16 protein-coding genes are annotated in these 15199 nt (G+C 44.8%); all 16 read left to right on the forward strand.

The annotated features are described in order from the left end of the window. Positions 1-38 precede the first annotated feature (38 nt). Positions 39-482, forward strand: a complete 444-nt coding sequence (locus ACFOEK_RS16740; RefSeq protein ID WP_386722616.1) for a YiiD C-terminal domain-containing protein — start codon at positions 39-41, stop codon at positions 480-482. Between the two features lie 195 nt (positions 483-677). After that, entirely contained in the window at positions 678-812 is a 135-nt protein-coding gene (gene rpmH / locus ACFOEK_RS16745) for a 50S ribosomal protein L34 (protein ID WP_284383084.1), read from the forward strand. A gap of 17 nt (positions 813-829) precedes the next feature. Next, positions 830-1213 carry a ribonuclease P protein component gene (gene rnpA, locus ACFOEK_RS16750; RefSeq protein WP_386722617.1) on the forward strand — a complete coding sequence of 128 codons (384 nt, stop codon included), beginning with the start codon at positions 830-832 and terminating at the stop codon, positions 1211-1213. Positions 1214-1403: 190 nt separating this feature from the next. Next, positions 1404-3080, forward strand: coding sequence for a membrane protein insertase YidC (yidC, locus tag ACFOEK_RS16755; protein ID WP_386722618.1), 1677 nt, complete (start codon positions 1404-1406; stop codon positions 3078-3080). Positions 3081-3280: 200 nt separating this feature from the next. Next, positions 3281-4654: a tRNA uridine-5-carboxymethylaminomethyl(34) synthesis GTPase MnmE gene (mnmE, locus tag ACFOEK_RS16760; RefSeq protein ID WP_386722619.1), complete on the forward strand. Its 1374-nt coding sequence runs from the start codon at positions 3281-3283 to the stop codon at positions 4652-4654. A gap of 671 nt (positions 4655-5325) precedes the next feature. Continuing rightward, complete coding sequence (gene mnmG / locus ACFOEK_RS16765; RefSeq protein ID WP_386722620.1) at positions 5326-7215, forward strand: tRNA uridine-5-carboxymethylaminomethyl(34) synthesis enzyme MnmG; 1890 nt, start codon at positions 5326-5328, stop codon at positions 7213-7215. A 29-nt stretch (positions 7216-7244) separates the two neighbouring features. Next, positions 7245-7889, forward strand: coding sequence for a 16S rRNA (guanine(527)-N(7))-methyltransferase RsmG (gene rsmG, locus ACFOEK_RS16770; RefSeq protein WP_386722621.1), 645 nt, complete (start codon positions 7245-7247; stop codon positions 7887-7889). A gap of 136 nt (positions 7890-8025) precedes the next feature. Further along, positions 8026-8817: a ParA family protein gene (locus ACFOEK_RS16775; protein ID WP_386722622.1), complete on the forward strand. Its 792-nt coding sequence runs from the start codon at positions 8026-8028 to the stop codon at positions 8815-8817. 56 nt (positions 8818-8873) lie between these two features. Further along, complete coding sequence (locus ACFOEK_RS16780) at positions 8874-9761, forward strand: ParB/RepB/Spo0J family partition protein (RefSeq protein ID WP_386722623.1); 888 nt, start codon at positions 8874-8876, stop codon at positions 9759-9761. A gap of 257 nt (positions 9762-10018) precedes the next feature. Further along, positions 10019-10393 carry an ATP synthase subunit I gene (locus ACFOEK_RS16785; protein WP_386722624.1) on the forward strand — a complete coding sequence of 125 codons (375 nt, stop codon included), beginning with the start codon at positions 10019-10021 and terminating at the stop codon, positions 10391-10393. A 33-nt stretch (positions 10394-10426) separates the two neighbouring features. After that, entirely contained in the window at positions 10427-11269 is an 843-nt protein-coding gene (gene atpB / locus ACFOEK_RS16790; RefSeq protein WP_386722625.1) for a F0F1 ATP synthase subunit A, read from the forward strand. Positions 11270-11320: 51 nt separating this feature from the next. Continuing rightward, positions 11321-11551 carry a F0F1 ATP synthase subunit C gene (gene atpE / locus ACFOEK_RS16795; protein ID WP_284383072.1) on the forward strand — a complete coding sequence of 77 codons (231 nt, stop codon included), beginning with the start codon at positions 11321-11323 and terminating at the stop codon, positions 11549-11551. A 66-nt stretch (positions 11552-11617) separates the two neighbouring features. Further along, positions 11618-12088 carry a F0F1 ATP synthase subunit B gene (locus ACFOEK_RS16800; protein ID WP_386722626.1) on the forward strand — a complete coding sequence of 157 codons (471 nt, stop codon included), beginning with the start codon at positions 11618-11620 and terminating at the stop codon, positions 12086-12088. Positions 12089-12102: 14 nt separating this feature from the next. Then, positions 12103-12639, forward strand: coding sequence for a F0F1 ATP synthase subunit delta (locus ACFOEK_RS16805; protein WP_386722627.1), 537 nt, complete (start codon positions 12103-12105; stop codon positions 12637-12639). 28 nt (positions 12640-12667) lie between these two features. After that, a complete protein-coding gene (atpA, locus tag ACFOEK_RS16810) occupies positions 12668-14212 on the forward strand; it encodes a F0F1 ATP synthase subunit alpha (RefSeq protein ID WP_386722628.1) in 1545 nt (514 codons plus the stop codon). A gap of 86 nt (positions 14213-14298) precedes the next feature. Next, positions 14299-15162, forward strand: a complete 864-nt coding sequence (atpG, locus tag ACFOEK_RS16815; RefSeq protein WP_386722629.1) for a F0F1 ATP synthase subunit gamma — start codon at positions 14299-14301, stop codon at positions 15160-15162. Positions 15163-15199: the final 37 nt, after the last annotated feature.

Here is a 15199-nt window from a genome sequence, read left to right on the forward strand (position 1 = left end):
TAGCTATATACTTGCCCAGCTAATTTGAAGGTGAGTCCATGAGCAAAGAAGAAATCAAAGAATACCTCCACAAAAATATTCCACTCGCGAAAGCCATGGGTGTGGAAGTGGTTGATATTGGTAAACGCTCACTCACTCTTAAAGCCCCATTAAGCAATAACAGCAACATGCACGGCACGGCCTTTGGTGGCAGCTTATCATCCATCGCATTGCTTACCGGATGGACTCTGATTCATACCAAAGTCTCAGGACAGTGGTTGCCTCAAGGCGATTTAGTCATTGCCGAGGCACACATTCATTATCAAAAACCTGTCGCGACCGACCTGGTAGCTCAGGCAAAAATGGACGAAGCCCAATTCCAACAGTTCATTGAGACCTATAAAGAGAAAGGAAAAGCGCGCCTAACCGTTGAAATAGAAGTAAAAACAGACAAAGGCCCAGGTTGTCGTTTGGAAGGTATCTACGCACTAATTCAAGCTTAAACAGCCTTTATTTCGGCGACCATCAAGCAACTGAACTATCGTTAAATAGACTTTTTAGGCGATAAATGGCTCGTTTTATCCAAGAAATTGAATATTTTTTAATCCCTACTTGCCTCTTAGTTGATATTTCTCTAGAATTCACGCCCTCAAATTTGAAATGTATACATTAAATTTGCCTTACATAGGTAGCTAGTTATGAAAAGAACTTTTCAACCTTCAGTACTTAAGCGTAAGCGTACACACGGTTTCCGTGCACGTATGGCAACTGCAAACGGCCGTAAAGTCCTTGCAGCTCGTCGCGCTAAAGGTCGTAAGTCTCTAACTGTTTAATTGCAGTTTTTGCTTACATGTCTGGTTATAGTTATCCCAAACAGTTAAGACTTTTAACCGCGCGGGACTATAACCAGGTCTTTAACCACTCTCAGTTTAAAGTCTCTGGCCCACTCGGCCTCTTCATCGCTTCTCCTAATCAACACTCTCATCCCCGTCTTGGTTTCGTTATTGCCAAGAAAAAAGTCAAACTCGCCGTTGATCGCAATCGTGTTAAACGTGTCATGCGCGACTGTTATCGTCTTAACCAAGACAAATTACCCGGCATTGATATCGTCTTTATCGCTCGTCCAGGTCTTGGAAACAAAGACAACATTGCGATTTCTAAGTTCTGCAAATACGCCTGGCACAAATTGTCGGAGCAACACAAGAAAGCAGCTAAATCCGAAAACTCCGACTAATTTTTATTCTATCGATCAATTTCGTAGCTTATTTCTGGCTCTTCGAGTGACAAATGAATAAAATGTGCGCTTTTCAAGAAAAGCTTACGTGATCCGTTACTCAGAAATTGACTCGTACGAACGCATTTAATTTCCAACGTACCATCACACTTTTCACAAACTCATAGATAACAGAAGTTTGGCCTATATTATGGATTTTCAAAGAGTCGTATTGGTTCTAGGTTTGGCTATCGTCTCATACCTACTGGTTCTGCAGTGGAATGAAGACTATGGACAACCTGCTCAAACCCAACAAGTTTCATCGGCTGCTGTCGTTGCGGATAGCTCAACGGCGTTACCAGCAGAAGATACGGTTGTTGAAAACAGCAGTGATGTTCCTACCGTAATCGAAGAACCTGAAGTTGCACCGCAAGCCGCACAAGCTACCAAAGAAAACACCAGCCGTGTAATTCGTGTGGTGACTGATACTCAGGAAATACTGATTGATACTTTGGGTGGCGACATCATTGAAGTTCAACTGCCTCTCTATCCGGTATCACTTGAACAAAAAGACACGCCATTCCGTCTACTTGAACAAACCGCTGCGCGTACCTACACCGCACAATCGGGTTTAATCGGCAAAGATGGGCCAGACAAATCCTCTAAAACCCGTCCGGTGTATCAAACCTCAGCAAGCGAATATCGTTTGGACGAAGGCCAAGATAAGTTAAGCGTTGATTTAAGCTACACCAAAGACAACATCACCATCACTAAGCGCTACATCTTCACCCGTGGCGATTATCTGGTTCAGGTTGAACACATCGTAAATAACCAAACGGACAAAGATTGGAATGCAAATGTCTTTGCCCAGTTAAAGCGTGATAAAAGCGCAGATCCAAGCCAAGGAACTGCAATGGGCATGCAAGCCTACCTTGGTGCTGCCTTGTACATGCCAGATCAGCCATACACTAAAATTGATTTCGATGACATGGACGAGAGCAAGTTCAGCGAAGAGATCAAAGGTGGATGGTTAGGTATGCTTCAGCACTACTTCGTCAGTGCTTGGATACCAGTATCTAAAGAAGAATATACCTATCAGACTCGCGTTTTGAAAAACCAAGGTCTGTACATCATCGGTATGACAGGAAAGCGTTTTACCGTTGAGCCTGGCACCACTGAAACGGTTGGCCTTCAATTTTTTGCGGGTCCTAAAATTCAGGATCGCTTAGGTGAAATTTCAGAAGGCCTAGAATTAACCGTGGATTACGGCTGGTTGTGGTTTGTAGCTCAACCTCTGTTCTGGTTATTGGATATGTTCCACAACCTCGTACAAAACTGGGGTCTGGCCATCATTCTAGTAACTATCGTGATCAAAGCCGTCTTCTTCCCGCTATCAGCAGCCTCTTACCGTTCAATGGCCAACATGCGTCGTGTGGCACCTAAACTGCAAGAGCTGAAAGAACGTTATGGCGATGATCGTCAGAAGATGTCTCAAGAAATGATGTCTCTGTATCAGAAAGAAAAGATCAACCCGCTCGGTGGCTGTCTGCCTATCTTGGTACAAATGCCGGTGTTCATCGCCTTGTACTGGGTACTGCTTGAAAGTGTTGAGATTCGCCAAGCTCCATTTATGTTGTGGATTGTGGATCTGTCGGTGAAAGATCCGTTCTTCATTCTTCCTATTTTGATGGGTGTGACTATGTTCATTCAAACGTCATTGAACCCAACACCGCCAGACCCAACTCAGGCGAAAGTAATGAAGATGATGCCAATCATGTTCACCTTCTTCTTCATGTTCTTCCCGGCTGGTTTGGTACTTTACTGGTTGGTGAACAACATCTTGTCGATTGCCCAACAGTGGTACATCAACAAACAAATTGCCGGTTAATCATTAGATCGGCAGTATAGAGAGGCTCCTTCGGGAGCCTTTCTTGTTTCTAGAGAACCTCTCCAAAGCGTATGGGTTTATAGCAGCTTCAAACCATTGACTGCATGGATGCTGTTATTTGAGCGTCCAGGGATGTATTACAGCCTGTTTGAAACGCTATAATCCATTATTCTCATTGAACCAAAAAGCCGTATTGACCCATGTCTAAACTTTACACTGAAGATACCATTGCTGCACAAGCCACTGCTCCCGGTCGCGGAGGCGTCGGCATCATCCGTATTTCCGGCCCCAAAGCCAAAGCTCTTTCAGAACAGCTCACACAGAAAAGCCTGAAACCAAGATATGCGCATTACGGCCCGTTTTATGATCTTAACGGAGCTCAAATAGACGAAGGCATTGCCTTATTCTTTCCGGGGCCCAACTCTTTTACTGGTGAAGACGTACTTGAACTGCAAGGCCATGGCGGGCCTGTCATTCTGGATATGCTACTTTCCACCATTGTTGCTGCCGGTGTTCGCATGGCCAACCCGGGCGAGTTTTCGGAACGCGCCTTTCTTAATGACAAAATGGATCTTACCCAGGCTGAAGCCATTGCTGACCTGATCGATTCCGCATCGGAACAAGCGGCCAAATGTGCACTGCGTTCACTGCAAGGGGAGTTCTCAAAACGTGTTAATGCCTTAGTGGAATCTCTGATTCAATTACGTATCTACGTGGAAGCCGCCATTGATTTTCCCGAAGAAGAAATCGATTTTCTTGCCGATGGAAAAGTGGAGGGGGATCTTAGAAACATTCAACAAGATCTGTTTAACGTACAAGCAGAAGCTAACCAAGGCGCATTGATGCGCGAAGGTATGACGGTAGTGATTGCCGGACGCCCCAATGCCGGTAAGTCGTCATTGCTGAATGCGTTATCCGGTAAAGACAGCGCCATTGTCACCGCCATTGCCGGCACCACTCGCGACGTTTTAAGGGAACATATCCACATCGACGGCATGCCTCTACATATCATAGATACCGCCGGTCTGCGCGAAAGCCCGGATGAAGTAGAGCAAATTGGCATTCAACGCGCATGGCAAGAAATTGAAAAAGCAGATCGCATCTTGCTGATGGTCGACAGTACCGAAACTGAATCCGATGACCCAGAACAGATTTGGCCAGAACTGGTTCATCAATTACCAACGCGCATTCCCATCACCATCATTCGAAATAAGATCGATCAGTCGGGAGAGTCCTCCGATCTAAAGGAAAACGACCAGCAACAAACCGTAATTCGTCTATCAGCCAAACAACAACAAGGCATTGATCTGCTGAAAGATCACCTGAAACAAAGCATGGGCTTCCAAAGCACCACCGAAGGCGGCTTTATTGCTCGTCGCAGACATTTGGATGCATTAGATCGAGCGGCAGCCTCTATTGAGAAAGGGCTAGATCAACTGGTGATGATGGGAGCGGGGGAATTACTCGCGGAAGACCTCAAAGATGCACAAAATCACTTATCCGAAATTACCGGTGAATTCACCCCCGATGACCTGTTAGGTCGCATTTTCAGTAGCTTCTGTATCGGTAAATAACGTTCAAACCTTCCTTTTTCTTCAATATTTTGGGCAGTCGGCTGTAACTCAATGAACAACGCCGTATTGCCCATCCGCTTGCTCTACAACAACCCCATATTACAAAAAGCAGTTATTCATAGTTTTATCCACATTTTTTATTTCAGCTATTCATCAATAAATTCAGTCGATTACAGCGATTTTTTAAAGTTCTATAAGCTATACATTGAATTTTATTCACAGGTAAAAACCAAATAACAACAAAATCCCCTAATGTGGAAAAGACTTTCACAATACCCGGTAAAAGTTACTCACAACCCCCCGGATGAAATGTGGAAAACATGACAATGTGCATAACATAGGAGTTATTCATCTCGCTATACATAGCTTCTGCACGGCTTATGATGAGCTTATGTAACGACTTATAACTTCAAAAAACACATACAAAACAATAAACTAAGATACTTATCAACAGAAATTCGGTACTCAATAAATAACAAAGATCTACTAAAAACAAATAAATATAAAACACTTATATATAAGAGAAGATATAAAGGTATTTAAATTCTAAAAAGAACATTCAAATAAAATTGGTCATTTATTAACCTTGCTATATAATGCGCCATCTTTTCAAATCTTAACCGACTAATACAGTTGGTCTTTATCACCTAAGAGTTTCCGAGGTAACACGAGTGGATTTCCCAGAACGTTTTGATGTCATTGTCGTCGGTGGTGGTCATGCAGGAACTGAAGCTGCATTAGCTGCAGCTCGTATGGGCAGTAACACCTTATTGTTGACGCATAATGTAGAAACCCTGGGACAAATGTCATGTAACCCAGCCATTGGCGGTATCGGTAAAAGTCATCTAGTCAAAGAAGTGGATGCACTGGGTGGTGCCATGGCAACGGCAACGGATTTGGGAGGAATTCAATTCCGAGTACTAAATTCCCGTAAAGGCCCTGCAGTACGTGCCACTCGTGCGCAAGCAGATCGTCAGCTCTACAAAGCGGCCATTCGTTCCATTCTTGAAAACCAAGAAAACTTGCAGATCTTTCAGCAATCCGCCGATGATTTGATAGTGAATGGCAACACCGTTGAAGGTGTCGTAACCAATATGGGCGTGAAGTTCAGAGCCCCTTCTGTGGTATTAACCACAGGAACCTTTCTGGGCGGTGTGATTCATATTGGTTTGGATAATCATCCTGGCGGACGTGCCGGTGATGCCCCTTCCATTGCGTTAGCAAAACGCTTGCGCGAGCTGCCTTTCCGAGTTGATCGTCTTAAAACCGGAACACCTGCACGTATTGATCGCAGAACCGTTGATTTCAGTGTGATGACGGAACAATGGGGTGATACGCCAACTCCAGTGATGTCGTATCTAGGATCTCGTGAGCAACATCCGCAACAAATCTGTTGTTACAGTACTTACACCAATGAAAAAACCCACGACATTATTCGTGGTGGTTTAGATCGTTCTCCTATGTACGCCGGGGTGATTGAAGGGGTTGGTCCTCGTTATTGCCCGTCCATTGAAGATAAAGTGATGCGGTTTGCGGATCGCGATCAACATCAGGTGTTTGTGGAACCCGAAGGTTTAACCACCAATGAGTTGTATCCCAACGGTATTTCCACCAGTTTGCCGTTTGATGTTCAGATCGAGTTGATTCATTCCATTAAAGGGTTTGAAAATGCACACATTGTGCGTCCTGGCTATGCCATCGAGTACGATTATTTCAATCCTCAAGACCTAACGTCTTCGTTGGAAACCAAACATATCCATGGTTTGTTCTTTGCCGGGCAGATCAATGGTACCACTGGTTACGAAGAAGCTGCGGCACAAGGGCTGTTAGCTGGTGCGAATGCATCACTTCGGGCACAACAGAAAGAAGCTTGGAGTCCTCGTCGTGATCAGGCGTATATCGGTGTGTTGGTTGATGACTTAATTACCTTGGGCACTAAAGAACCGTATCGCATGTTCACCAGCCGTGCGGAATATCGCTTGGTATTACGTGAAGACAATGCCGATCTGCGTTTGACTGAAGAAGGTCGTAAACTTGGCTTGGTGGATGATCACCGTTGGGCGGTGTTCTGTGAAAAACGTGAAAACATTGAAAAAGAAAATCAACGTTTGGCGTCTACTTGGGTATTGCCTGACACGCCCGAAGCGGAACGGATTAATCCAAAGCTTAAGAATCCATTGTCTCGAGAGTATTCTTTACTCGATTTAGTGAAACGTCCTGAAGTTGGCTATGACGACGCCGCTTGTTTGAAAGGTGAGCCGGTAACGCAGGATCCTCAAGTGGCAGAACAGGTGGAAATTCAGATTAAATACGAAGGCTACATTGCTCGTCAGCAAGAAGAAATTGAACGTCTTCGTAAAAATGAAAACACCAAGTTACCAGAAGACTTTGATTATGAAGGTATTTCTGGTCTATCTAATGAAATTAAGGCCAAGCTGCAACAGCTTCGTCCTGAGACATTGGCTCAGGCATCGCGGATTTCCGGTGTCACTCCGGCAGCAATTTCGTTGTTACTTGTGTATTTGAAAAAACGCGCGTTAGTTGAAAAGCAAAGTGCGTAAGTGAATTTCTAAGCTCTGGAATAAAATTAATGGAAGCGCAATTATTGCAAACCTTGAAGCGTGGCATTGACACGTTGGCTTTGGATTTAACTGACACACAGGTAACCAAGTTAGCGGATTACATTGATCTTTTGGTGAAATGGAACAAAGCCTATAATCTAACGGCGATTCGTGACCCGGAAGAAATGGTGGTTAAGCACCTTTTGGACAGCTTGGCGATCATTCCGCACATCGATCAAAGTCCATTATTGGATGTTGGTACCGGTCCGGGTTTACCCGGTATTCCGTTGGCAATTACGCGTCCAGAGCTGGACATTACTTTGTTAGACAGTAATGGTAAAAAGACCCGTTTTTTAACTCAGGCGAAAGTGAGTTTAGGGTTGGATAATGTCACTGTCATCCATGGGCGAGTGGAGCAGGCGGTCGCTGATCAGAAAACGGATAAAAGATTTCAGGTCGTCACTTCAAGAGCCTTTGCATCCTTATCAGATATGGTTACACTGGCTCGTGAAACGCTTGCCGAAGACGGCCGTTTTGTCGCAATGAAGGGCGTTGTCCCAGAAGACGAGATGGCTGAGCTGCCAGAATGGGCTAAAGTGGAGCAGATCATTCCACTGGCTGTGCCTAATTTACAGGCTGAGCGTCACTTAATCGTTCTCTCTGATCAGAAATAATCATTAGCTTGAGTTCTTATCCATAAGTTCAATGACGTTTGTGATTGGCATGGAGCATGCTGTTCTTAAAGGAAATTGTTCTTAACTGACTCTCGTCTACTTGGACCGAATAAGAACCCATTTAAGGAATCTGACTGTGGCTAAAATCATTGCGGTAACCAACCAAAAAGGCGGCGTGGGTAAAACCACGACATGTGTCAATCTGGGAGCTTCGCTGACCGCGACCAAACGTAAAGTGCTGGTTATCGATTTGGACCCACAGGGTAATGCCACCATGGGCAGTGGTGTCGATAAGCACGATTTGGAATTATCTGTATATGATTTGTTGGTGGGCAATGCACATATTTATGACATCATCAAAAAGCAAACGCCTGCAGGTTATGATCTGATTCCGGCCAACGGTGATTTAACGGCCGCCGAAGTTGAGCTACTGGAAACGGATTTTAAAGAACTGAGATTACGAAATACCTTGAATGATGTGCGTGAACTGTACGATTACATCATCATTGATTGCCCACCATCGTTGAACATGCTGACGGTGAATGCATTGACTGCAGCCAGTGGTGTGGTGATTCCGATGCAATGCGAATACTATGCGTTGGAAGGATTAAGTGCCTTGATGAGTACCATTCAACAGATCTCTGAGCGAGTTAATCCCGCTTTGAAAGTCGAAGGGATTATTCGCACCATGTTTGATCCAAGAAGCAGTTTGACCAATGATGTGTCGGATCAATTGACTGAATACTTTGGTGATAAAGTCTATACCACGGTTATTCCTAGAAACGTGCGTCTGGCTGAGGCGCCAAGCCATGGTTTGCCCGTTATTATGTACGATAAAAACTCTAAAGGCGCTAAATCCTACTTGGCGTTAGCGGGCGAAGTGAATCGAAAAACGAAAGAAGAAAGAGACGCCTTGGTGCCGGCGTAATATTTATTCGTCTTATTTGTACCAAGGATTGCACAACAAAGGTGAAAGTAGAGGCAATGACAACGAAAAAACGAGGATTAGGGCGTGGTTTGGACGCTTTGCTGGGCGCTACTGGCAATGTAAAAGCTGACACCAAAGATACTGCCAAGAGTGCTTTGTCTCAGGATGGTGCCTTAACTCATGTTCCAGTGGAATTTATCCAGCGAGGCAAATATCAACCTCGCATGGATATTGATCCGGCCTCTTTAGAAGAACTGTCTGCATCGATTAAAGCCCAAGGTGTTATGCAGCCCATCGTTATTCGTCCGATTAAAGCTAATCACTATGAGATCATTGCGGGTGAGCGTCGTTGGCGCGCTGCGCAAATGGCTGGCTTGGATAAAGTTCCGGCCATTGTTCGTGAAGTAGCGGATGAAGCCGCTATCGCTATGGCGTTGATCGAAAACATTCAACGTGAAGATCTTAATCCTATTGAAGAAGCCCGTGCTTTATCTCGTTTGCAGGAAGAGTTTGAGTTAACGCAGCAAGAGGTGGCAGAAGCCGTTGGTAAGTCTCGTACTGCAGTAACTAACTTACTTCGTCTAATGAATCTAGAGGAAGAGGTGAAAACCTTACTGGAACGTGGTGATCTCGATATGGGTCATGCGCGTGCATTATTGTCGTTAGAAGCCCAACTACAAACTGAAGTGGCTCGTAAAGTGGTTGCGGACAGTCTGACTGTTCGTCAAACCGAAGCTTTGGTGAAGAAAATTCTAAGCGGTGAAGAAACCAAACCGTCTCCGTCCAAAACGGTTGATCCGGATATTATGCGTTTGGAAGAAAACTTAGCTAAGCGTTTAGGGTCTCCGGTTAAAATCAATCATGGGAATAAGGGTAAAGGTAAATTGACCATCAGTTACTCAAGTTTGGATGAGTTAGATGGTATTTTGAGCCACTTAAAGTAACCAAATCACGATTCCCAACGCTAAATATTTCCTTTCTTTTCTTGAATATAGTGGAGTAAATGACCGCTTACTCCCTATATCTTGTGTTTGTTTAGAATTTAAACAGAATTCTGCTACATTTTTTCCCACAATTGTTGAACCTGCATAGCAATATCAATATACTTTGCGAACCCAAAATCAGGGGTACTGGAATCGGTCGCCTGTTTTCGTGTTTTTGAGTCGAGAAATCGAGTGGATTGGTAGGGAATTTTTGTTGTATGCAGTCAACCATACCTACCCCTAAAGTGCTTCGAATTATCCTCGCTCAATGTGTTGTAACCTGCTTGATGGCAGGTTTATTTTTGGTTTTTAAACACGAAAATGCAGCCTTATCGGCATTATTTGGCGGCATGATATATACGATTCCCAATGCGTATTTTGTAAGAAAGGCCTGGCAGTATACCGGTGCGAGTCAAACCGCTCATGCAGTCAGGTCTTTTTACAAAGGTGAAACATGGAAGATGGTATTATCTGCTTCGCTGTTTGGCTTGCTGTTTAAAAGTTATCCTCAAGCCGACTTGATAGCCGTGTTTATGACCTTTGTGGCAGCCATGATGTGTAACATTATGGCGCCTTTATATGTAAAGTTTTGATAACTACTAACCTTTAGGACGTTGAGAGAAACTATGGCCGGAGACGCATTAACCTCTACCGAGTATATCCGACACCACTTGCAAAACCTGACCTATGGTCAAAAAGCAGATGGTACTTGGGGCTTTGCTCACACTGCTCAAGAAGCTTCCGAAATGGGCTTTTGGGCGATCCATGTAGATTCCATGTTCTGGACTCTAACATTGGGTGTACTTTTCCTTTTCTTATTCCGTAGCGTTGCAAAGAAGGCTGAAACTGGTGTTCCTACCGGCTTCCAGAACTTTGCGGAAATGATCCTTGAGTTCATTGACGATACGGTAAAAGGTTCATTCCATGGTCGTAACCCGTTGATCGCTCCGTTGTCATTGACGATCTTCACTTGGGTATTCCTGATGAACCTGATGGACCTTATTCCTGTAGATTGGATTCCACACGTAAGCACGATGTTGGGTATCCACTTTATGAAGGTTGTACCTACCACTGACCCGAACATTACGTTGGGCATGGCGTTGGGTATCTTCGCTCTGATTATCTACTACAGCATCAAAATCAAAGGGATTGGCGGTTTCTCTAAAGAGCTTGGCCTACACCCATTCAATCACCCAGCTATGATTCCATTCAACTTGGTGCTTGAGCTTGTAAACCTAATTGCAAAACCTATTTCTCTTGGCCTACGTCTGTTCGGAAACATGTACGCCGGTGAAATGATTTTCATCTTGATTGCACTTCTATACAGCGCCGGTTGGGCTCTGGGTGCACTAGGTGGTGTATTGCAATTGGGATGGGCAATTTTCCATATTCTGGTCATCACGCTTCAGGCTTACATCTTCATGGTTCTTACCGTGGTGTACTTAAGCCAGGCGCATGAAGACCATTAATTAAAAACCTTAAACTTTAACTTAACTAACCTTTAAATTTAGGAGAAGAAAATGGATGCAGGTTTGATCTATATCGCAAGCGCATTGTTGATCGGTCTAGGTGCACTAGGTACTGCAATCGGTTTTGGTTTGCTAGGCGGTCGTCTACTTGAAGGTACTGCGCGTCAACCTGAGTTGGCTCCAATGCTTCAAGGTAAGATGTTCCTAATGGCTGGTCTATTGGATGCTGTTCCAATGATCGGTGTTGGTATCGCAATGTACCTAATCTTCGCAGTAGCTTAATTAATTTTTGGTTTACCCGAAATTTTTGGTTACCGAAAATAAATTCACTGTATTAGGGGTGTTGGCGTGAACATTAACTTGACACTGATTGGCCAAACTATCGCGTTTGCGGTTTTTGTCTGGTTCTGCATGAAGTATGTGTGGCCACCTTTGATGGCTGCCCTTCAGGAGCGTCAGAAAAAAATTGCTGATGGTTTGGATGCAGCAAATCGCGCTGAACGTGATCTTGAACTTGCTCAAGAAAAAGCAGGTCAACAATTACGTGAAAGCAAAGAAGAAGCTGCGCAACTAATCGAGCAAGCCAACAAGCGTGCAAATCAAATCATCGACGAAGCAAAAGAAGCTGCTCAAGCGGAAGGCGACCGTATTAAAGCGGGTGCTCAAGCTGAGATTGAGCAGGAAGTGAACCGTGCGAAAGAAGCACTTCGTTCACAAGTAGCGGCATTGGCAGTAGCTGGTGCAGCACAGATTCTTGAGCGTTCGGTAGATGAAAGTGCACATAAAGAGCTGCTCGACAAACTTGCGTCGGAGCTATAAGCAGAGGTTGATCAATGGCTGAATTAACCACACTAGCGCGGCCGTACGCAAAAGCAGCTTTTAAGTTTGCTCTTGAGAACAGCCAACTGGATCAGTGGTCAGCGGGCTTGGGCATGAGTGCTCAGGTTGTCGCAGACGAAGACGCGGCTCGCGTTTTGTCGGCGCCACAACTGACTGCCGACGAGAAAGCAAAACTGGTTATCGATATTTGTGGTGACAAAATTACAGACGGTCTGAAAAATTTCTTGTCTGTGTTATCTGCAAACCATCGTTTGGCATTATTGCCAGAGATTTCCGTTTTGTTTGATAAATTTAAAGCCGATCAAGAACAATCAATTAATGTGGATATTACATCTGCATTTGATCTGGCGAATGAAGAACAACAGAAGCTGGCACAAGCATTAAGCCAGAAGTTCAATCGTGAAATTAATGTATCAGGTCAAACTGACAAAGCATTGATTGGCGGTGTTGTCATTCGTTCAGGCGATATGGTTATTGACGGCTCAGTGGCTGGACGACTCAAGAAGTTGGCCGAAGCGATCAATTCCTAAGTTGCCTTTGAGCATTGAGGATAAAAGCATGCAGCAACTGAATCCATCAGAGATCAGCGATATTATCAAGAAGCGCATCGAAAGCTTGGATGTATCTTCTGAAGCCCGTAATGAGGGCACAATCGTCAGCGTATCTGACGGTATCGTACGTATTCACGGCCTAGCGGACGTGATGTACGGTGAAATGATTGAGTTTGACGGTGGTATTTACGGTATGGCGCTTAACTTGGAGCGTGATTCTGTAGGTGCAATCGTATTGGGTGACTACCTAGGTCTACAAGAAGGTCAGAAAGCAAAATGTACTGGCCGTATTCTTGAAGTACCAACAGGTGAAGGTCTACTAGGTCGCGTTGTTGACGCACTTGGTAACCCATTGGACGGTAAAGGTCCTATCGAAAATCCAACAATGGCCCCAGTAGAGAAAGTTGCTCCTGGCGTTATTGCTCGTCAGTCTGTTGATGAGCCTGTGCAAACAGGTCTTAAGTCAATCGACGCAATGGTTCCAGTAGGTCGTGGTCAGCGTGAGTTGATCATTGGTGACCGTCAGACTGGTAAAACTGCGATCGCAATTGACGCTATCATCAACCAGAAAGGTACTGGCGTTAAGTGTATCTACGTTGCCGTAGGTCAGAAGCAATCTTCTATCGCGAACGTGGTTCGTAAGTTGGAAGAGCACGGTGCAATGGATCACACCATCATCGTTGTCGCTTCTGCATCTGATCCAGCATCTATGCAGTTCCTTGCTCCATACGCTGGTTGTGCTATGGGTGAATACTTCCGTGACCGTGGTGAAGACGGTTTGATCGTATACGATGACTTGACTAAGCAAGCTTGGGCATATCGTCAGATCTCTCTACTTCTTCGTCGTCCACCAGGTCGTGAAGCATACCCAGGTGACGTTTTCTACCTTCACTCTCGTCTACTTGAGCGTGCGTCTCGTGTAAACGCGGACTATGTAGAAAAATTCACTAACGGTGAAGTAAAAGGTCAAACTGGTTCATTGACGGCATTGCCGATCATTGAAACCCAAGGTGGTGACGTATCTGCGTTCGTACCTACCAACGTAATTTCTATTACTGACGGTCAGATCTTCTTGGAAACTAACCTATTTAACTCAGGTATTCGTCCAGCGATCAACGCCGGTCTTTCTGTATCACGTGTAGGTGGTGCGGCTCAGACTAAAGTAATTAAGAAACTAGGTGGTGGTGTTCGTCTAGCATTGGCTCAGTATCGTGAATTGGCAGCGTTTGCTCAGTTCGCATCTGACCTTGACGAAGCGACTCGTAAGCAGCTTGAGCACGGTCAGCGTGTGACAGAGCTTATGAAGCAGAAGCAATATGCTCCACTTAGCGTTGCGGAAATGGCTGTGAGCCTATTCGCTGCCAACGAGGGTTACCTCGAAGACGTTGAAGTACCTAAAGTTGTAGCATTTGAAGCGGCTCTATTGAGCTACGTAAATGCAGAACACGCAACTTTGATGGCTCAGATCAATGAGAAAGGCGATTACAACAATGACATCGCTGCTGGTCTGAAAGAAGCTATCGAGAAGTTCAAAGCTACTCAAACTTGGTAATCAATGAGGCTCATCGCCAAGGCGGTGAGCGCATCATTACTGAGTGTTGTGAGTAGCCTGGATCAACGTTAAAAGGCAGTGACATCATGGCAATCGGAAAAGAGATTCGCACGCAAATAGGTAGTGTTAAGAGCACGCAGAAAATTACTAACGCAATGCAGATGGTTGCGACTAGTAAAATGCGTAAAGCTCAGGACAGAATGGCTTCCAGCCGTCCTTTCTCTGACCGTATGCGTTCAGTGATTGGTCACGTTGCGGAATCCAGTCCAGAGTACAAGCACGCTTTTATGCAAGAGCGTGAGGTCAAGCGAGTTGGCTATATTATTGTCAGTTCTGATCGCGGTTTGTGTGGTGGCTTAAACTCTAACCTGTTTCGTAAAGTGACTAACGATATGAAACAGTGGGTTGACCAAGGTGCGGAAGTGAGCCTTTGTACTATCGGTACAAAAGCGCAAAGTTTTTTCCGTGGTTTGGGCATAAAGATTGACGGCTCTGTTAATCAATTGGGTGATACTCCATCCATTGATCAATTGGTTGGTGCCGTTAAGGTGATGCTGGATGCGTATGCAGCTGGCGAAATTGACCGTCTTTATGTGTCATTCAACACCTTTGTGAACAGTATGACTCAGAAGCCAACGGTTTCTCAGTTGCTTCCTTTGCCAAAGGCAGAAGAAACGACTGAACGTGCTCACAACTGGGATTACATTTATGAGCCTGAAGCAAAAGAACTTCTTGAGAAGTTACTTCAGCGCTTTGTTGAGTCTCAGGTGTACCAGGCTGTTGTTGAGAATAATGCGAGTGAACAAGCTGCTCGTATGATGTCAATGAAAAACGCAACCGACAACGCAGGTCAGTTTATTAAGGAGCTTGAGCTTCTTTATAACAAAGCACGTCAGGCAGCGATTACCCAAGAGCTTTCAGAAATTGTGGGTGGTGCTGCAGCGGTATAATGATCAAAGAGATCATTCATACGCTTGGCGATTGTAA

Origin of the sequence: Litoribrevibacter euphylliae (assembly GCF_042646085.1) — a bacterium.
Lineage (GTDB): Bacteria > Pseudomonadota > Gammaproteobacteria > Pseudomonadales > Litoribrevibacteraceae > Litoribrevibacter > Litoribrevibacter euphylliae.